Source organism: Ensifer sp. EB106-03-01-XG145, from assembly GCF_058792075.1.
Window position 1 is genome coordinate 221,118 of record NZ_JBYTEC010000007.1, and the last position, 20,300, is coordinate 241,417.

A 20,300-nucleotide genomic window follows, 5' to 3' on the forward strand; every position below is an offset into this window, starting at 1 on the left:
CAAAAGGCCCGCCTTCACAACGTATTGACGTTCAGAACCTCGTCATGTTCGCGGCGGGCGGATTGGGTGACCGCGCGAGGCTCGCCTTGTATTCCTCCACCGTCTTCAACAACGGCCCGAGGACCCAGTTATACATCTCGCCGATATTGTGCTCCTCCTGCGGGTCGGCCTCGATATTGAACACCTTTGGGTAGCCATTCATCGGCGCAGCGCTTGATCCGATACCGCCCATCAAGATTGCGCCGCCAGCGCCGCTGCGGCCGGGCGCCACGTCGGCGAAATAGGCCCGGAATTGCTTCCAGCGGACGGCGACCAGATCGGAACCGACGAAGGTCAGCAAATGCTCGCGACGCCCGCTGTCATTGTCGCCGAGCAGCAGGTCGCTCTGGTCGATCCCGTCGAACGGCCGGTCGTCCGGCACCTTGCCGCCCGCAAGCTTCGCGAATGTCGGGAAGAAGTCCATGATCGAGAACATCGCGTAGGAGGATCGCGGCTTGATCCGTTGCGGCCAGCGGATCACGGCGGCGGTGCGGATCGCGCCCTCGCTGACGTCGCCCAGCGCGCCGCGATAGGGTCCTGCCGTTCCCATGTCCGGCATGTCGGTGCCGAAGCGGCTCGCACCGGGGCCGTCCGGTCCATTGTCGGAGGCGAAGACCACGATGGTGTTTTCCTCGATGCCAAGATCCTTCAGTGCGTCAAGCATCCTGCCGACGATCGCGTCGCCCTCCATCAGCGAGTCGCCGAACTGGCCGATGCGGGAAGCTCCTTCGAAGCGCTTCGAGGGCAGGTTCGGAAAGTGCGTCCGGGAGATCGGCAGATACAGGAAGAATGGCTTGCCGGCCGCCTTTTGGCGCGTCATGAAATCGACGCCGCGGTCCACCAGTTCCCAGTCGATCCCGCGACGCACTTCCTCGGTATAGGGTTTCACCAGCTTCACCGGCTCTCCCCGCTTGGCCTCGACGATATGCGGCCCCTTGTCCAGCGGGACGTCGATGGACTTGGTCTGATGGCCCTGGCGGATCATCCCGAACGCGTCCCAGGTGTCACCAGGAGGGATTCCGTAAAACTCGTCGAAGCCCTGGTTCTGCGGCTGGCTATAGATCTGGGCGCCAAGATGCCACTTGCCGAAGATCGCCGTGGCGTAGCCTGCGTCGTGCAGCATTTCCGCCATGGTGATTTCCTTGTCCGGCAGCGAGAAAGGCGTGCCTGCGACCGCAACCAGCGATAGCCCGGAGCGGATGGAATAGCGACCTGTCATCAATGCGGCGCGCGACGGCGTGCAGGATGGCTCGACCAGGAACTGCGTCAGCCGCAGGCCCTCTGCGGCGAGCTGGTCGATGCGCGGCGTCGGCGACCCGCGCAGCTCCCCGCCGCCGTAGACGCCGATGTCGCCGTAGCCGATGTTGTCGGCGAGAACGAAGAGGATGTTTGGCGTCGATGGCTGCGCAGATGCTGTTCCGACAGGCAACGCATTGGCAACGAGACAGGAGCCGATCGCCAATGCAAAGCACATTCCCCGCCACGGTCCGAGCCACTTCATGTTTCGTCTCCCCTTTCGAACCGCCGTCCGCGAGTGCTGCTTCGGAGCGGCTCCCGCTGGGTCGTCATTCAATCGCCGGGTGAAACCGTCATTGCCCTGTTGATTGCGTCGATCAGGGATTCGGCCGGGAACGGCTTGTGCAGATAGGCGACGCAGCCCGCGTTGACCGCCTCCTGTTCGAGTGCCTGATCGTCGACGGCGGTGATGAAGATGACCTTTACCTTCGAGCCGCCGTCCTTCAGCCGGTGCCAGAGTTCGATGCCGGATATGCCGCCGAGATGGACATCGAGTACGATGCAGCCGATCTCGCTCGACGTGGCGCGGTTCAGAAAGGCCTCGGCCGAGGCATATCCTTCCGTCGCGAAACCATGCGCGTTCAATAGCCGCGCGACGCTCTTGCGCATGCTCGGATCGTCTTCCACGACGGCTACCTTGCGTGGTTGGCTTTCCAAGGGATGCCTTTCTGAGGCCCCATGCGGAAAGGCATGTCCAGCCCCGATCATGACGATCGTATGACCAACGTCGAAGGCTGGATATTGTCCTATGGGGAAGCGCGGCGAACAGCACCGTGCGCATCTTCAGACGGTTTTGCCGTCGGGTCGAGAAATCCCAGTCTCTCTGCGATCGACACGGCCTCGGCCAGCGAATGCACGCCAAGCTTTTCCATGACGTTGTGCCGGTGCGCCTTGACGGTCCGTTCGGAGGTACCGAGATCGTAGGCGATCTGCTTGTTGAGCTTGCCGCGGACGATCAGGCCGAAAACGTCGAACTCGCGTGGCGTCAGGGCCTCCAGACGCGCCTGAAGTGCCTGGACGCGATCGAGTTCGGCGCGCCGTATCGCCGAGCGAAGCAGCGCCCGCTCGACGGCTTCCAGCAACGCCTCCCTCGGGGCCGGTTTCTCCAGGAAATCTTCGGCGCCGGCCTTCATCGCCCGGACGCTCGCCTTGATGTCGCCTCGCCCCGTCAGAAACACGATCGGCAGCAGCGGCGCTTTCTCGGTGAGCCGGTGCTGCAACTCGAGCCCGCTCAGACCGGGCATCTGCAGGTCGAGGAGGATGCATCCGGGGTCGGAGCCCGTCAGGTGGGCCAAAAGCTCTTCGCCCGAGCCGTAGGTGACGACGCGATAGCCGGATGCCTCCATCAACCGTGCCAGCGCGGTGCGATAGGACTTGTCGTCGTCGACGATATGAATGACGGGTTCCAACTGGGTCATCCGTGCTGAGCAAGCGGCAGGACGAAACGAAACACGGCGCCGCCTTCGGCGCGATTGTCCGCCCATATCTTGCCGCCATAGGTTTCGATGATCGCGCGGGCGATCGAGAGACCCAGCCCGGTGCCTGTCGGCTTGGTCGTGTAGAACGCATGGAAAACATGGTCGAGCTGGTCGCTCGGGATGCCGCGGCCGGTATCGGAGATCGACAACTCGACCTCGGAATTCTCGATCAGCGCCGTCTGAAAGACCAGCTTCCGCTCGGTCGCCGCCGCATCGACCATGGCGTCCATCGCATTGGTGGCGAGGTTGAGAATGACTTGCTGGAGATGTACCTTATCGGCCCGCACCGGCAGCGCCCGGGTGGGGTCGCTGGAGCTGACGACGATGCTTTTTTGTCCCGCCTCGGCGTGGAGGATATGGATCGCGCTGTTGACCACCTCATTCAGGTCGAATTCCTGCCAGTCGATCTCGCTTCGCTTCTTCAGCAGTCCCCGCAGTCGAACAATGATATCGCTGGCGCGCTGGTCGTCCTCGCGGATGTCGACGAGAATCTGCCGGATGAGGTCGAGATCCGGCTGCTCTTTCCGAAGCAGGATTTCGAGGGCATCGACATTGCTGCGGATCGCTCCGAGCGGCTGGTTCAGTTCATGGGCGATCGATGCCGACAGGGCCCCCGCCGTTGCCGACTGGTTGAGATGCACGAGTTCGAGCAGACGAAGCCGCGCTTCCTGCTCCGCGGCCAGCCGACGGTGCCGCTCGACCAGAAGCACCGTGATGATCACCCCCTGAAGCGCAAGCACCGCGACGATGCCGATGATCGCCACCCAATATTCCTCCCAGAGGCTCTTCTCTTTGAAGCTCAGGACGGTTCCGGCAGGAAGCCCGCTCTCCGGCAAGCCCCAGCGCGTCAACTCTCTCGCATCGGCGACAAAGGTTTTCGGGACGTTGACGTTGGCGATCGGTTTTCCCGCGATCGCGTCGAGGGCGAGTTCGGCGACCGCCGTTCCGACCGACTCGAAGGTGACGGTATTACCGCCGACGGCGCCATGGCCGATATACGTGGAGTAAGGACCGTAGACCGGAGCGCTCGCCTTGGCGGCAATCCGTTCGAGCGCGTTACGCGGAATGAAGTTCCGGCCGCTGCGATCGGTAAAGACGGTGAGGACCAGAATAATGCTCCCTTCCGGCACACGCGAGGCGCGGTCCGCGAATTCATCGATGGTCAAATCCTCGACGTAGGTCGTTTTAAGACCGCTTGCGGGGCCGGCGAGATCCGCGCGCGCCGTCGCAAGCCAGGAACGGTCGAAATCCGAGGACCCGCCGATGATGACGAGATCGCGGGCATCCGGCTGGAGACCGCGCGCCATGAGAAGGGTTTTTGCGATGTCATACTCGCTGAAGGCCCCGACGACGTCGCTCGGCAGGCTCAACTTCTCGGCGTCCGCGCTGCTGAAGCCGCAGAACACGATCTTCGCATCCGGGGCGACCGCATGGCGGTACTTGACGATGAAGCCCGTTGCCTCCTCACCAAGCGCAATCACTACATCCGGACGTCGGTCGGCGTATTTCTCACTGAGATATCGCGCCATCCGGTCGATGTGAACCTTCTCGGGGAATCTGGAAAGGTCGAGAAATTCCGAGAACAGATCGACCTTCCCCGTTGTCGCCTGCTGCAGCCGATGTCTCAGGGTCTCGCCGGCAATGGTCGTTGCCGGAATCCTTTCGTCATAGGGATAGAGGATGAGGATGCGTGGTACCTGGTCCACGACCTCCGCCGACAAGGGCTCGGCCGCCATCAGGATCACGAGCAGCAGAAGGCAAAGAAATGCGGATGCGATCCGGGTGAACGGGCTCGATGGTTTCGTCGATGCACGAGCCATATTGAACGTCCTTTGCGCCATTCTCCGTCAATGCGTTCGGAGGTGACGATGCGGCCGGGGCGATTGCCCGTCGGCGTTCAACTATTTCAAAATTTAGTCCGGCCCCCGCGCCGAAACCTTCCTGCCCTGCGTACGGCTTCCACACCCAATGCGATTGCTGACCGATCCATACCGCGCCAACTCGTGCGCGCTGCCCCAAAGGACAATACCGCCGAGGCGCGTTCGTGACTAGGCTGAGATGCGATGAGTGGCTTTCGCGTAAGTAGCAATTGTGTGAACTCGGCGTAGTTCCAGTTTCGACGACAACAGACGCGCGGCGTGCTTCGGCGCATCCATCAATGCAAGGTCGGCATGTGGTCAGGCCACCGTCAGCTATCTTCCGGCTGGCAGAGTGCGTCATCACACGTTCGACGGGGGGGCCGGCAATGAGTCGCACAACCATAAATTATGGTCTTGGTGCGTTGAGGAGAAGTGTCGGACACGCACGCTGAGAAATCCCTTCGAGGAAACTGCTCCGCTGTGTCGACGATAACAATCGACCCGCCTGCGATAACTGGAAGATGCGGCATGAGGCGTTGCCATATGGGGCGCAGGCTGCCGGCCCATTTCGGGCAGCCAGGGAGGGAATCGAGACCATGAACAAGATGAAAAACATCTGGTTTGGTCTGCTGGCTTCCACTTTTGTTGCGACAGCAGCAATTATGCCGGCAGCCGCGCAAGATCAGCAAAAACCCAACATTGTCGTCATCATGGGCGATGATGTTGGCTGGTTCAACATTGGCGCCTATCACCGGGGCATCATGTCCGGGAAGACGCCGAACCTCGACAAGCTTGCCTCCGAGGGCATGCTGTTTACCGACTACTACGCGGAAGCGAGCTGCACGGCCGGCCGAGCAAGCTTCATCACAGGTGAAATCCCGTTGCGCACTGGCTTGACGACGGTCGGACAAGCGGGCGCAGACGTCGGCATGCCGGACAAGGCCGCAACCATTGCCGCCGCCCTCAAGACCGAGGGCTACGCCACCGGTCAATTCGGTAAAAACCATCTCGGCGATTTGAACAAGTTCCTACCAACGCTGCACGGCTTCGATGAGTTCTTCGGGTACCTGTATCACCTCGACGCGATGTCGGATCCCTACTGGTATTCGTTCCCGAATGACCAGTCGTACCGCGACAAAGTCGGCCCGCGCAATTTGGTGCACAGCTTTGCGATGGATACGGACGACACGACCGAACAGCCGCGTTGGGGCAAGATCGGCAAGCAGCGGATCGTCGACGAGGGACCCCTGGCGCCATTCGCCGACATGACCAACGTCGCGAACATGCATGACATCACGCCCAAGGCAAAGTACGACATGGGGACGTTCGACGAAGTGCTGGTCAAGGCCTCGTGCGACTTCATGGACAAGGCCAAGACGGGCGGCAAACCGTTCTTTGTCTGGCACAACACGACACGTATGCACGTCTGGACGTTTCTGTCGCCAAAGTATCAGGCGCTCATGAACAGCGACAGCAATTACGGCCTCGAAGAAGCCGGCATGGCGCAACTGGATGACAGCGTCGGCGCCATCATGAAGTGTGTGGAGGATGCGGGCGAGACGGACAACACCATCGTCATCTTCACAACTGACAATGGTGCCGAAGTCTTCACCTGGCCCGATGGTGGTATGACCCCGTTCAAGGGCACCAAGGGTACGGTGATGGAAGGCGGCTTTCGCGCACCGGCAATCATCCGCTGGCCGGGCAAAGTCAAGCCGGGCACTGTCGAGAACGGCATCTTCTCCGCTCTGGATTGGTTCCCCACGCTCCTGGCGGCAGCCGGCAACGCCAACATCACCGACGAGCTTCTGAAAGGGAAGGAACTGGGTGACCGGACCTATAAGAACCACCTCGACGGCTACAACCAGTTGGCCCTGCTGCAGGGCAACGGACCGTCCGCGCGTCATGAGTTTTTCTACTTCGGTGGCCCTTCTCTGGGGGCGGTTCGCATCGACAACTTCAAGTTCCAGTTCTTCCAACAGCCGCAGGGCTGGCCTGGGCCGAAGGTAACCACTGACATGCCCACTATGGTGAATATCCGCCAGGACCCATTCGAGCGGACGCCCTCGATCGGCGGCCAAAGCCTCAATGACCTCGGCGGGGGCTATATGAATGACTTCTTCGCTCGCGAGTTCTGGCGGTTCGTCAGCGTCCAACAGGAGGTCACGAAACTGGCGCTCACGGCGATTGACTATCCGCCGATGCAAGACCCGGCTTCGTTCAATCTTGATGCAGTCAAGAAGCAGATCGACGCCGCAATTAAGAACAAGCCAGGTAACTAGAAGGCAGGCTCAACACGACGGGCGGCTCTCCAGGGCCGCCCGTCTGGTTCCAAGGCACAGTCCTCCGCATGTCTCAAGGGACGAGCTTCCCATCCGGAATGGACGGACACGCAGCCGTTCATGCGCGCTGCCCCAAAGGACAATATCGCTGAGGCGCAATCCTCACTAGGCTCCGATACGATGGGTGGCGTTCGCATATGTAGCGATTACTTGAACTGGGCGTAATTCCAATTTCAACGGGCAGCAGACGCGAATGCTCCGGCGTGCTTCCGGCGCATCCGTCAATGCAAGGTTTTACACGCGGTCGCCGAATTTCGATGGATTGCCCTCTCATGCGTCCGGGTGAAAGCCACCGTAACGGATCATCTCGCGAACGGGAAATGCGTATTCACCGGAGGAGCTGAAAATGAGCCGCAAAACCCTTAGTTACAGTCTCGGTGCGTTGACGACTGTGGCCTTTCTCTGGGGCGCGATCGCCCCGGCGCAGGCTCAGGAGACGAGAAAGCCCAATATCCTGTTCATCATGGGCGACGACATCGGCTGGATGCAGCCGAGCATCTATCATCAAGGCATTGCGGTGGGTGAAACACCCAACATTGACCGCATCGGCAATGAGGGTGCAAAGTTCATGACGTACTATGCCGAGCAGAGCTGCACTGCCGGTCGCACTGCCTTCCTCACCGGCATGCAACCGGTGCGCGTCGGCATGGTCCTACCGGAAATTCCCGGAAGCCCGTCCTACTTGCGGACCGGCACGCCTTCACTCGCCAAGTTCCTATTCGATCTCGGCTACAACACTGGCGAGTTCGGCAAGAACCATCTCGGAGATCACACCGAATCCCTGCCGACCGCGCACGGCTTCCAGGAGTTCTGGGGGTATCTGTACCATCTCGACGCCATGCAGGGAGTAAGCTTCCCTGATATCAACAAGACACCGACAGAGCAGACACTCGCGCCGCCTTGCAAGAACACGCCGATCCCAGGACTTGCGGAGGATCCCGCGGCCGTTGATCCCAAGACGACGACTTGCCTGACGCCACCGCGTCCGATGCTCGCGTGCACATCCTCCGACGGGACTGCAGCGAACCAAAGCTGCAAGGATCAGGGCCCGCTGACGCTGGAGCGATCGAAGACCGTGGACGAGGAGATCTCGGCCAAGGTTATCGACTTCCTCGACCGCAACGATCCCGAGAAGACGAAGAAGCCGTTCTTTGTCTGGTACAACCCGGCCCGTATGCACATCACGACCGTGCTCCCGGACAAGTACCTGGCCATGGTCGGCGAGCCTGGCGGCAAGGACTGGGGTGTCAACGAAGCCGGCATGAAGCAGATGGACGACAACATTGGCTACGTGCTGAAAAAGCTCGAGGAGATGGGCGAGCTCGACAATACCATCATCGTCTTCACCACCGATAACGGCGCCGAGACGATCACCTTCCCCGACGGCGGCACCACCCCCTTCAAGGGCGGCAAGCTGTCCACCTGGGAAGGCGGCATGCGCGCGCCGCTGGTTGTACGCTGGCCCGGGCATATCGAGCCCAGAACGGTGAAGAACGAGATGTTCGCCGCTCTCGACTGGCTGCCCACCTTGGTCGACATTGCCGGCGGCCCCAAGGGCAACGAGCTGAAGGCGCGGATCGAGAAGGGCGAGTATCCTGGCATCGCCAAGACCACGCTCGACGGGGTCAACCAGCGCGACTACCTGGAAGGCAAGTCGGAAAAATCCGCGCGCGACCACTTCTTGTACTACTCCGGCAAGGAGCCGTCGGCAGTGCGATACAAGAACTGGAAGATGTACTTCGCGATGGTGTCGGACGACCCGGCTGGCTTTATCTCCGGCGTGCAGCCCTATTCCTGGACGCAGGTCGTCAACATCAAGCGTGATCCGTTCGAAACTTCGGTCGGCCAGCAGATCAAGACACTGTTCGGCATGGGCGGCGCCATCGCCTCTCCGTCGACGGCCTATGTCTATGACTGGAACATGCTGCCCATCGGGCAGCAGTTGTGGCTGAGGCACCTTGAGAGCTACATCGAATTCCCACCGATGCAGGACCCGGCAAGCTACAATCTGGAGCAGGTCATGCAGAAGGTCCGGGAAATGAAGACTGGTCACGACTGACGCGCCAATGGGCGTACGACATGGCAGCCGGCCCAGGAGGGCCGCCTGCCAACCGGACGCGCTGCGGATCGCTCGGTATTTTTCACGGGAAAGTAGCGGAACGACCCCCAAGGCGTTTGCCGTTACCGCGGCAACTGCTCGGCCAACAACAGGAGACACGACATGGGAGTGTTCCATCATTTCGAGCTCGGCCGTCGTCGACTGTTCGTAACGCTCGCGGCAATCTTGGTTCCGATCGCTGTCGCCTGCTCCGGCGATCCTTCACAGGCCCAGACCGATCCGCTGCCGTCGTGGAACGATACCGCCCCGAAGGCGGCCATCGTCGCCTTTGTCGAGAAGGTGACGACGGAGAACACGCCCGACTTCGTCCCGGAGCCTGAGCGCATCGCCGTCTTCGACAATGACGGCACGCTATGGGTCGAGCATCCGATGTATACCCAGCTCGCCTTCGCGCTCGACCGTGTGAAGGCCGAGGCTCCGTCCCATCCGGAATGGAAGGACACGCAGCCGTTCAAGGCAGTACTCGAAGGCGACATGAAGACCCTTGCCGCATCCGGCGAAAAGGGCCTCATCGAGCTCATCATGACAACCCATAGCGGAATGACCAGCGACGAGTTCCAGAAGGTCGTTGCCGATTGGCTTGCCACCGCACGCGATCCGCACTTCAAGCGTCCCTACATCGAGCTCGTCTACCAGCCGATGCTTGAACTGCTGGCCTATCTGCGCGCCAACGGCTTCAAGACCTTCATCGTATCCGGCGGCGGCATCGAGTTCATGCGGCCGTGGTCGGAACAGGTCTATGGCGTCCCGCCCGAGCAGGTCGTAGGCTCGTCGATCAAAACCCAGTTCGAGATGCGTGACGGGATGCCGACCCTGTTTCGCCTGCCGCAGGTCAACTTCATCGATGACAAGAGCGGCAAGCCGGTCGGCATCAACGAGCATATCGGCCGCCGCCCGATCGCCGCCTTCGGCAATTCCGACGGCGACCTGGAAATGCTGCAATGGACGACAATGACGGGTGGGAGCGTCCGTTTCGCCATGCTCATTCATCACACCGATGCCGAACGCGAATACGCCTACGATCGCGACACGGAATTCGGCCGCCTCGACGAGGCGCTCGATGCAGCGGCGATAAACAAATGGACCGTGGTCGACATGAAGGCAGATTGGAAAGAGATCTTTCCGAAGAAGTAGACTGCGTTGCGTGCATCGTGTGCGACACTCTTGTGCAGTCAATGTCCATCCACGTTCGTGAGGCCATCAGGACAGGCGGCCCTGCCGCTTATCCCAAACTCGAAGGACATCCACGATGAAAATCAATCATGTCGCCGGCTTGATAGCCGTTGTTGGAGGCCTGGCACTGGCAGCAACTGCTGCACTCGCCCAGGATTCCACGAAGAAGCAGCATGTGCCGCTGGGCAAGGCGATCGGAACGGTCGCGCCCACCGGTCCGGTGCCGTCACTTGCAGTCATCAACTCGGATGGCGCCAAGATCGATGGTGACAAATTGGTTCTGACTGGTGTGTCGGCAAATTCGATTGTCTTTGCCGACCGACCGGTGCGGGCCGCCGGACATGTAACCACCGAACAGTTCATCATGCAGTGGGATGAGGGCAAGGACAACTTCGCTGTCGACCCTCCAAACGCAACGGTGTCGGTGCTGGGAGGTGGCGGCTCGGACGTCAGTGACGTCGTGGTCACTCTGAAATCGCCAAAACTGGAAGGTACTACGCTCACATTCGATATTGCCGTTCTGGAAGGAAGTCTGAGTGGTGCGGCCGGACCCGCTGCGGTTTTCATCGATCATTTCGCCGGTGGTTTTGGCGGAGGTGGCTTCCGCGGTGGGGACTTTGGTGCCGGCGGGTTTCATGGAAGCTATGCGCGTGTCGGGGACGCCAGTTTCGCCCATGTCGGAGGTGCCTATTGGCACGCGCCCGTCTATCACGGGGCTTGGTATCGCGGCGCTCCGGTTGCCGCGGGGGTGGTGGCTGGTGCCGCCGTCGGCGCTGCAGCAGCCAATCCGTACTACTACCCGCCGCAATGCGGCTACTATCCGTACCCGCCTTGCTACTAAGCTGGTTGGTTGGTCTAATCAGCACGAGCGCAACCTCCCAATAGTAAATTCGGCTGATTGGGCCTCTCTTGGTTTCGTTTCTGCCCGATGCTTTGGTCACGCTGCCGGGTGCAGGGAGACCTTTGTTCCAGAACGATACGGAGCGTTCGATTGACGGGGTTTGTTTTCTCAGCGGCATTTATTCGGGCAGCCCTATTATTTGGCGCCATGCTTGCGTTCGCCGCACAGACCGTTGCCGCCGAGACGGCTCCGCCTGCCGCCGCCGATCCGCTGATCGCGATTCATGACGGGTTCGTGGCCGAGAAGACATGTACGTCCTGCCATGCCGATGAGGCGGCCGCATTCGCCAAGTCGCACCATGCCAAGGCGATGGCCCTTGCCGACGACAAGACAGTGCGCGCCGATTTCAACAACACCCGGTTCGAGCGCGATGGCATTGCGGCAGAGTTCTTCCGCCGCGACGGTCGCTTCTTCGTCCGCACGGAAGGACCGGACGGTCGGCAAGCGGACTTCGAGGTTAAATACACTTTCGCCTACGAACCCCTGCAGCAATATCTGATCGATCTCGGCCACGGGCGATTGCAGGCTTTCGACGTCGCCTGGGACACAGACAAGCAGGCGTGGTTCTGGCTCGGCGAAGGCAAATCGGCGCGGCCAGCATCCACCTATCATTGGACAGGGCCTTTCTACCGCTGGAACCGCACCTGCATCGACTGCCATTCCACCAACCCTCAGGTCAATTTTCAGCCGGAGACGAACGAATACAAGTCGTCCTATGTCGCGACCAGCATCGGCTGCCAGTCCTGTCACGGCGGCGGTGCGAAGCATGTCGAGTGGGCCAAGACCAAATCCAAAGATGCCCCGACGGCGGCGCCCGGTCTGGGCTTGTCGAAGGTCGATGCAGGCACTTGTTTTGCCTGTCACGCTCGGCGGACCAAGCTTGTCGATGGCTATCGACCCGGAAACGCCTTCCTCGACCATTTTTCGCCGGCGCTGCTCCGACGGGACCTCTATTTTCCGGACGGACAGATTCTCGACGAGGTGTTCGAGTACGGCTCCTTCCAGCAGAGCAAGATGGCGAGAGCGGGCGTCACCTGCTTTGATTGCCACAAGCCACATGAAAGTACGGTCAAGGCCGTCGGCAACGCCCTATGCACGCAATGCCACACTGAAACGGCACCGGAGCGTTTTGAAAAGTACGATCCCAGCGGAGTGTTCGACACGACGGCACATACCCATCACCCGACGGGGTCGCCCGGCGCGCAATGCGCCAACTGTCACATGCCCCAGCGCACCTACATGAAGGCGGATCCGCGACGCGACCACTCGTTCGTGATCCCGCGCCCAGACCTTTCCGAAGCCTACGCTGTCCCGAATGCCTGCACCTCGTGTCATGAAGGCAGGACAAACGCATGGTCAGCGGAGACCATGGACAAATGGTACGGCACGAACTGGCGCAATCGACCGACGATCACGCACGCATTCGCGGCAGCGGCGCAGGACGATCGTGCAGCGATCGATGATCTGCGTAGGTTTTTGGCCGACCGTGAACAACCAGGCATCGTCAGGGGCAGTGCGATTGCCGAAATGACGAGGCTCGTCGGAGGAGCCACGGCCGCAGACGTCGAAGTTGCAGCGAAAGATTCCGATCCGCTCGTCCGGCTAGGGGCAGCAGAAGCGGCTGCCAGCCTGCCGCCTGAACTTCGATTGGCCGCGATCGGCGTTCTTCTTGGCGACGAAACCCGAGCAGTCCGGGTGGCCGCTGCCAGGGCTCTTGGCAGCACCCCGTCACTGGACCTTCTCGGCGACCAACGCCGAGCCTTCGACGCGGCCGTCGACGATTTGCGCACCTATGTCCAGGCCAACGCGGACGTCGCCGAGGCCCAGAGCACCTACGGATCCTTCCTGTTCGAACAGAGGCGCACGGACGACGCAGAAAAGGCGTTCCGCCGGGCGATTGCTCTTGATCCGACGCTTTCCGGCGTACGCATCAATCTCGCCGAGCTCTATCGCGCCAGCGGTGACAACGAGAAATCCGAACAGGCCTACGCTGAGGCGGTCGCCGCCAACCCGGATATGGCAGACCTTCGCTACGGACATGGCTTATCGCTCGTTCGCCAAAAGGCGATGCCGGACGCGATCCGGGAACTGGAGGCGGCCGTGCGCCTGGCCCCTGCCAACTCCCGATATAGGACGACGGCAGCAATCGCGCTGGATGCGGTGGGCCGCACGGATGACGCTTTCGAACTATTCGATCCGACCGTTCCGGGGAGTAGGACTGACGCCGATCTGCTCGGCACTGCCATTCAGCTTGGACTCAAACTCGGCCGCTATGCCGAGACGCTTGAGTTTGCGGAGGCGCTCGCCCGACTCCAGCCAAATGACCCACGGACCGCAGTACTCGTCAGGCAATTACAGGATGCAGTTCAACATGGCAGGTAAGCGCGACTCTCGGGCGAAGTGACCTGTCCAGCAGTCAGAATTTTTGTGGGACCAGTATCACCGGACCCAACAGGGCTCACGTCGTCAGGCCAAAAATTGTGGCCGGGGAGCGACCGCAGTTTTCCCATCATCTCCATTACGAGGTACGGGGAACCGGGAGAATTGGGATGTTTGGGGTGCCCACAATCCGGATGACGCCATTCGGTCATTGGGCAGGTCGCCTAGGCGAGCTGGCCAATCGCTGCGAACCATTCGTGCGCATCGTCATGGGTTACATGGCTTTAATCAATTGAGGTAATATAAATAGTGTTGTACAACAATACGTTAACGGCAATGCATAATGCAAGACATTAACGATTTCGAGCGTCACTGGCGGCGCATCCAGCCGAGGTGACAGGAGAGGAACGCCATTGCGACGCACGCGGATGCGGGCGGGGTTGAAACAGCAAGACGCTCGACCGTCGTTTTGGAAGCTTCAGCGGATGGCTCGCTCCGGTGGCGGCATCTGCATGAAACGCCGATTGCGGCTTAGGCACGTCTACGATGTCCTGTGCGCACTATCCTCGCTGTACAGGAAGTGTGCTTCAACGATCGCATAAGTACGCGGTTCAAACCTGGTCAAGAGCAAGGGAATTGTTAGTCGCGGGGCGTGCAAGTCTCAGCTGGATCATAGACAAGCGAAACGACAGCGCTTATATTTAGCGCCTGGTATTACCTTTAACTAAGGAGGGTTGCCATGGCATCCCCGACCTCGCTCAAGCTCGATGATGAGCTCAAGGGCCGCGTTCAACACTTGGCCGAAATCCGCCGCCGGTCTTCTCACTGGATCATGCGTGAAGCGATTGCACAATACGTGGAGCGAGAAGAGAAGCGAGAGGCATTGCGACACGCCACGCTCAGCGCGTGGGAGGAGTATCAAGCGACCGGCCTACATGCCACTGAGGACGAGGTCGAAAAATGGCTATCCACGTGGGAAACGGACGACGAGAGCGCCGCACCTGAATGCCACAAATAGTCTTCTCGCCGGCAGCTGTTCGTGATCTTGAACGCCTTCGCAAATTCTTGCAGGCCAAAAGCCCATTGGCAGCCAAGCGAGCCGGTGAAGCCATTCTGAAGGGTGTGCAAGCCCTTGGCGCACATCCTAAAATGGGGCGCCTCATTGATGATCTGCCTGATCAATATCGAGAGTGGCTCATTGATTTTGGAGATAGCGGATACATCACGCGCTACCGTATTGATGGGGACATTTTGACAATCCTCGTCGTGCGCCATCAGAAAGAAGCTGGCTTCTGAGAGTGCCGCCGGTGTCGTCTTTGAGCGATTGCTCGTCCTATGTGACTGTCCTCAATGCTGGACTGAAACGGGCTTCGCCGGTTTAGGCGGAGGTTTCACTTATTGAATGGGCCGATCACCAGCGGATGCACACGGGTTATACTGCATCCTTCCGCAAACCAAAGGTCAGCGATGGCTGGAACCTCAAGCGTTAAGCCAGGCAAGGCGCTCGACGAATACAGCTTTGGGGGCATGCGGCGGCCCGATAGAATTGCTGCTCCTACGCGAACGCCGCTCGCTTATGCTATATATTCCTAATCCATCATACATGCGAGCGGTGGGGGTGGCGGATGCTCGAAAGTCGGGTCAACAACCCACGACAACCGACGAAACCTTCGGGACGCAAGGGACGCCTCTCCGAATATGGAGGTGAGCGGCGGATCGTCACCGCCATCTGCTATGATCTCGTCGGGTCGACGAGACTTCTCCACCTGCTCGACATAGAAGACTATCAGGAACTGATCGTTGCGTTTCAGAATGCAGCGAAACACGCGATAGTCTCTCATTCCGGCGTCATGCAGCTTGAGGCTGGAGATGGCGGCGTGGCGCTCTTTCCGATCGAGTTGGGTGCGAAGGATGCGGCTTCGCTCGCCATTCGCGCGGGTCTCGCGATCGTCGAGGGCTGCGCGGGCGTTGCCCGAGAAGCCGGGCGCGACGACTTGCACGTTCGAGTCGGGATCGCGACATCCGTTGCGCTCATTCAAGAGACGCAGGAGGAGAAGGGGGAACCGGTTACGGGTGCTGCACTGGCCATAGCCACCCGTCTGGAAGAGATTGCCGACCCAGACAGCGTTTTCGTTTCGGAGGACACGCGCGACCTGGCCGGTAGGTCGCATGCTTTCGTGTTCGAAGGCGCCAGGACGCTCAAGGGCTTCACTGTGCCCGAGAAGGTATGGCGCGCACTCGGTCACAAGATTGATGTCGACAGGTTCTACGCTTTTGGGAGCCTTGGCGGCCCCTTCATTGGCCGCGAAAGCGAGTTGAAAACGATCGCCGCCTGTTGGGAAAAGGTCACCGCGCAAGGTGGCGAAATCCTCCTGCTCGAAGGAGATGCAGGCATCGGAAAATCGCGGCTTCTGCGGGAAGTCCGCAAGATAACACGCGACCGGCGATCAGGGCTGTACTTCTTTCAGTGCCTGCCAGGCGGGCATCGCTCGACGCTGCATCCCCTGTTGAACAGTCTTATGGGCGCAACGTCGGGACAAGACGATCAACTGGGCCTGTCCGCCTCCGCTGTAGCAAATCCCTTTGAACGAAACGGCATTCGCGACGCAGAAACGATTGAAACATTCGCGTATTTGCTGGGTGCGCTGGGACGAAATCAACGGCTCGCCGACAACGACCCAAAAGCCATCCGGGAAAAGGCTCATCGCGCCGTGTTTCGCGCACTCGCGGCGTTGTGCGCGAACGGCCCGATCGTCCTGGCTGTCGAAGACATCCACTGGATCGATCCAACCTCCCGGGATTTGCTGGCGGAGGCCGCTCGGGTTGCACACCAACTTCCGATTTTCCTCGTCGCGACCTCACGTCTCGGGTTTGCGTCGGATTGGCTGGACGCGGCCAACCCCACGCGGCTGACGCTGCTCCCGCTTGATCGTGACGAAACACGACGGGCGATAGAGGCAAGATGGCCGGAGCAGAGGCAGGGCATGCTTCCTGAGCTCTATGATGTTATCGAGAGGATATCCGGCGGCGTCCCACTCTTCATCGAGCAGATCTGCCAATGGGTCTCGGAGAACGTTGCTGCAGACACTATGAGCCTGTCGGAAAACGTCAAACCCAGCCATGTGTCGGCATTCGAGGAAATACTGGACGCACGCCTCAACCACCTGGGCACGGCCAGAGACGTGGCGCGAGCGGGAGCAGTTGCGGGCAGCCGGTTCACGCTATCGTTGCTTCGCGAACTGCTGCCAGGGCTGGGCAAAAAGTCTTTGGTCAAGGCCGCCGATACCCTGAGTGATTCAGGGTTCCTGATGCGGATCAGGACGCGAGGGCATATCGCCTACGGCTTCCGGCACGTTTTGATTCAGGAAACGATCTACAATGGGCTCTTGCGCAGGCAGCGGCAGGCATTGCATCGGCGGCTGTTCATTGCTGTCAGTCAAAACCGCCAAATGGCCGCTTGGATGGACACCGGAACGCTCGCCGAACATGCGGAACGAGCGGGCTTCATCGAAAACGCAATCGAATTGTACACTGCGGCAGGGAAGGAAAGCTCGAGCCGATCGGCGATGGTAGAGGCGCGCAACTACCTGGAGCACGCCGTGGAGATTTGCGACCGGTTCGGCGCGGGACATGCGATCGAAACACTGCAGCTATCCGCGCTGATTTCGCTCGGCCCAGTTTTGACCGGTCTTGTCGGACTGAACTCACCTCCGGCTCGCAAGTTATATGAGGATGGCGTAGCCATCGCCCGCCGGCAACCGATGGAAGAGCAATCCAGATGGTTTCCGATCTATTGGGGGTGGTGGCTCACGGGAACAGACTTTCGCGTTATGCGCGAACGCGCTCTGCAGGTGCGGGCCATGCAGGCTGGGACGGAAGATCCGGAGATCAAGCTCCAGGTTAACCATTGCATCTGGGCCATTGCTTTTAACCTTGGCCACCATCGAGAGGCCCAGGATGCGATTAAGGCCGGACTGGCGCTTTATGACGAGCAATCGGCGAAAACCAACCGAACGTTATTTGGCGGCCATGACGCCAAGGTGTGCGGTCTAGGGCAACTGGCCCTTTCGCTGTGGCTGACAGGACAATCGAAAGCATCGGATTCGGCTCTTTCGAAGATGGTCGCGTTCGTTGACCGGATATCACACGCGCCCAGCAAGGCGCATTCGCTTGATACGGAAGCGGTGTCTGCGTTCTATCGGGACGACTATGGGCGTCTCACCGAAATTTCCAAGAGAATGGCAGACTTCGCGAGATCGCATGAAATGCAGTCGCTGTCCGGCCTGTCGCTGCTGTTTGCTGGATGGGCTCTAGCGCATGGGGAAAGCCTCACGAGCGGACATGCGATGTTTCGCGAAGGGCTGTCGCTCTTGAGAAGCCTCGGTGTCGTCGCAGATCTCCCGATTTATCTCTACATGCACGCCACGCTGCTCGGGCAAGCTGGCAACTATGAGTCAGCGCTCGAGGTCACGAATGACGCGATCGAAAAGGCGAAGGAAACCGGTCATGCCTATTGGCTCGCGGAGCTCTACCGTCGCCGCGCCGTTCTTCAGGCGCGGGGCAACACCACCAAGGATCCCATCATCCTCGACCTGCGCTCAGCCGTAGATATCGCCGAACGTCAAGGAGCAAAGGCACTTCTGCGACGGGCGAGACATTCAATGCAGGAGCTTGGCGTTGCCGGTCAACATTGAACGAACGAGGCAGAAAACCGACGATCCGTCAAACCTTGGGGGGATGCTTGCGCGTTTTCGCGACGCCATACTTGCCGGCCTTAGCAAGCCGCTTTCTCCCCCCGCGGACCTCGAAGAGGCCGAGCAATGCTTGCGCGCGATTTTACCGCTCTGCCGCCGTACGGGCATAACCCGGCTTGGCGATCTCACCGGACTTGACCGGATCGGCCTGCCGGTGGCTCAAGCCGTTCGACCCGCCGCTCTTTCTGAAGTCACGTCGCTCGGGCGCGGCCTTTCCATGGCGGGAGCGGCGGTGGGGGCGATCATGGAATCGCTTGAGCGGTTTTACGCCGAAGCCATTCCCTCGGAGCGGGTATTTTCCACCACGGCGGATCAACTCAAGATCGCCGACGGCCTGTTTGAAAACCTTCTGGCACCTGATCGCCAGGGGAACTGGCGGGCACGGACGATACCCTGGATCACCGGCGTCGACATCACGGCTGGTTTCCCACAATCGGTCCCCCTGGAACTTGTTCACACCTGCTACACGGACCCGCCGCCCGCTCATGATGGCCTGTTCATGCGCACGACCACGGGTCTCGCCTGTCATATGACCGTCTTCGGTGCATTTGCGCATGGATTGTTCGAATGTATCGAGCGCGACGCTATCGCGCGCGCCTTCGCCACCCACGGCTTCTTTGATCGAATGCGCATATCCCCGTTGGGGCTGGGTGACGGAGTTGATCAGATACTGTCCGTTGCGGGCGAGCACCATATATCCTTCAGCCTTTGGCTAGCCCCTTCGCCGGCAGATGTCCCAGTGGTCTGGTGCCAGACGATCGAGACAGGCCCCGGCGAACCGATCCTTGCTCTTCCGACCGAGGGCTACGCGGCAGGACCGAGCATCGCCGCGGCAGCGGAGAGCGCGATGCTCGAAGCGCTGTCAGCGCGGGCCGGGGCGATATCGGGCGCCCGCGACGATCAAACCCGGGAGCATTACAGACGTAGCACCGACGCGATCGTCGCCAAGGCCCGCCAGCTTATTCTTATGGACACGTCCGGGTTGCCGCGTCCGGCAATCGAAGCACCCGGCGTTTCGGATCTCGGCGCGCTCATCGACAGGGTCCTATCCGCCGGCATGGGGCCCATATTGGCCGTGCCGGTGGGAACGGACGTCGAAACAGGCGTTCAGTGCGTGAGAACCATCCTTCCCGGAGCCAGTCCCTTTTTGATCGTGCGGTGAGTGTTCACATGGTCGATGCGAGCGAGAAAGGTCCGATCCTGGTGTTTCTTGGTCCGACGCTTCGGCTGGCCGAGGCGGAGCCGGTTCTCGACGGCATCTACCTGCAGCCCGCCGCGCAAGGCGACATTCTGCTTGCCGCCCACGCATTCCGCCCGCGGGCGATGGTCCTGATCGACGGGCAATTCGAGGACAGGCCGGCTGTCCGACACAAGGAAATCCTCTGGGCAATGGCACAGGGGATCGTCGTGATCGGCGCGGCAAGCATGGGCGCGCTCAGGGCGGCGGAACTCAGTGAATTCGGCATGATCGGTGTCGGCCTGATCTACAGGTGGTATCGGCGCTGGCGGCTTGCTCCCGATGATGCGGTCGCCGTTCTTTCGGGGCCGCCGGAGCTTGGCTTTCTTCCTTTGACAGACGCCTTGGTCGATCTCCAGCGGACGTTCGCCAGCCTGACACGCCGGGATTTCATAACGGCAGCCGATCGCGACTTGCTCACAACAACTGCGCGAAACATGAACTTTCGAGAGCGCCGGTTCGAAGCGATTTTACGGGATGCAGGATGGCAGGAGGAGGGGCTCAAGCAATTGCAGAAGGAGATGGTGGGGCAAAAAAAACGGGACGCTCTGCTTGCGCTGCGAAACGCGCGGTCCCTCGTGATGCAGGAAAATACGGGGCCTGTGAGCTGTGCGTGGGTTGCAACGAACACCTTTGTCCGGGATCTTGAGGCGGGCGGCATTGACTCAACATTAGCAACCACTTATAAATTGAATCCTTAATCCCAGATTTTTCAATCGAGGG

14 protein-coding genes and 1 pseudogene are annotated in these 20,300 nt (G+C 60.3%); 10 read left to right on the top strand and 5 right to left on the bottom strand.

What is annotated here, in order from left to right; translation table 11 throughout:
* Window positions 1–31: 31 nt before the first annotated feature.
* From AC3WWH_RS18810 to AC3WWH_RS18825, 4 genes are all read right to left on the bottom strand, one after another.
* A complete protein-coding gene (locus tag AC3WWH_RS18810) occupies window positions 32–1,540 on the bottom strand; it encodes an arylsulfatase (protein ID WP_245299101.1) in 1,509 nt (502 codons plus the stop codon).
* A 68-nt stretch (window positions 1,541–1,608) separates the two neighbouring features.
* Window positions 1,609–2,043, bottom strand: a complete 435-nt coding sequence (locus AC3WWH_RS18815; protein WP_058321971.1) for a response regulator transcription factor — start codon at window positions 2,041–2,043, stop codon at window positions 1,609–1,611.
* Between the two features lie 38 nt (window positions 2,044–2,081).
* Window positions 2,082–2,753 carry a response regulator transcription factor gene (locus tag AC3WWH_RS18820; RefSeq protein ID WP_058321972.1) on the bottom strand — a complete coding sequence of 224 codons (672 nt, stop codon included), beginning with the start codon at window positions 2,751–2,753 and terminating at the stop codon, window positions 2,082–2,084.
* The gene (locus AC3WWH_RS18825; protein WP_245299105.1) at window positions 2,750–4,549 is read right to left on the bottom strand and encodes a sensor histidine kinase; all 1,800 of its coding nucleotides are present in this window, start codon (window positions 4,547–4,549) and stop codon (window positions 2,750–2,752) included. Before AC3WWH_RS18825 ends, AC3WWH_RS18820 begins: the two co-directional genes overlap by 4 nt.
* Before the next feature lie 719 nt (window positions 4,550–5,268).
* Between AC3WWH_RS18825 and AC3WWH_RS18830 the strand changes: the two genes are divergently transcribed.
* The 5 genes from AC3WWH_RS18830 (at window position 5,269) to AC3WWH_RS18850 (ending at window position 13,589) form a co-directional block, all read left to right on the top strand.
* A complete protein-coding gene (locus AC3WWH_RS18830) occupies window positions 5,269–6,954 on the top strand; it encodes an arylsulfatase (RefSeq protein ID WP_058321974.1) in 1,686 nt (561 codons plus the stop codon).
* Between the two features lie 406 nt (window positions 6,955–7,360).
* Window positions 7,361–9,073: an arylsulfatase gene (locus tag AC3WWH_RS18835; protein ID WP_280938323.1), complete on the top strand. Its 1,713-nt coding sequence runs from the start codon at window positions 7,361–7,363 to the stop codon at window positions 9,071–9,073.
* A 162-nt stretch (window positions 9,074–9,235) separates the two neighbouring features.
* Window positions 9,236–10,267: an HAD family hydrolase gene (locus AC3WWH_RS18840; protein WP_058321975.1), complete on the top strand. Its 1,032-nt coding sequence runs from the start codon at window positions 9,236–9,238 to the stop codon at window positions 10,265–10,267.
* 115 nt (window positions 10,268–10,382) lie between these two features.
* Window positions 10,383–11,147: a hypothetical protein gene (locus AC3WWH_RS18845; RefSeq protein ID WP_110879437.1), complete on the top strand. Its 765-nt coding sequence runs from the start codon at window positions 10,383–10,385 to the stop codon at window positions 11,145–11,147.
* Between the two features lie 207 nt (window positions 11,148–11,354).
* The gene (locus AC3WWH_RS18850) at window positions 11,355–13,589 is read left to right on the top strand and encodes a tetratricopeptide repeat protein (protein ID WP_197417304.1); all 2,235 of its coding nucleotides are present in this window, start codon (window positions 11,355–11,357) and stop codon (window positions 13,587–13,589) included.
* Window positions 13,590–13,606: 17 nt separating this feature from the next.
* Here AC3WWH_RS18850 and AC3WWH_RS18855 read toward each other — a convergent pair.
* A pseudogene (locus AC3WWH_RS18855) lies at window positions 13,607–13,870 on the bottom strand (PIN domain-containing protein); the annotation flags it as partial.
* A gap of 455 nt (window positions 13,871–14,325) precedes the next feature.
* On the opposite strand from AC3WWH_RS18855, the gene AC3WWH_RS18860 reads away from it, so the two are divergent.
* The 5 genes from AC3WWH_RS18860 (at window position 14,326) to AC3WWH_RS18880 (ending at window position 20,278) form a co-directional block, all read left to right on the top strand.
* A complete protein-coding gene (locus tag AC3WWH_RS18860) occupies window positions 14,326–14,604 on the top strand; it encodes a CopG family ribbon-helix-helix protein (RefSeq protein WP_058321977.1) in 279 nt (92 codons plus the stop codon).
* A complete protein-coding gene (locus tag AC3WWH_RS18865) occupies window positions 14,592–14,882 on the top strand; it encodes a type II toxin-antitoxin system RelE/ParE family toxin (RefSeq protein ID WP_058321978.1) in 291 nt (96 codons plus the stop codon). Before AC3WWH_RS18860 ends, AC3WWH_RS18865 begins: the two co-directional genes overlap by 13 nt.
* Before the next feature lie 329 nt (window positions 14,883–15,211).
* Window positions 15,212–18,280 carry an ATP-binding protein gene (locus AC3WWH_RS18870; RefSeq protein WP_058321979.1) on the top strand — a complete coding sequence of 1,023 codons (3,069 nt, stop codon included), beginning with the start codon at window positions 15,212–15,214 and terminating at the stop codon, window positions 18,278–18,280.
* Between the two features lie 43 nt (window positions 18,281–18,323).
* Window positions 18,324–19,502, top strand: coding sequence for a YcaO-like family protein (locus tag AC3WWH_RS18875; protein ID WP_082640765.1), 1,179 nt, complete (start codon window positions 18,324–18,326; stop codon window positions 19,500–19,502).
* A gap of 8 nt (window positions 19,503–19,510) precedes the next feature.
* Window positions 19,511–20,278, top strand: a complete 768-nt coding sequence (locus tag AC3WWH_RS18880) for a TfuA-like protein (protein WP_058321980.1) — start codon at window positions 19,511–19,513, stop codon at window positions 20,276–20,278.
* Window positions 20,279–20,300 lie beyond the last annotated feature (22 nt).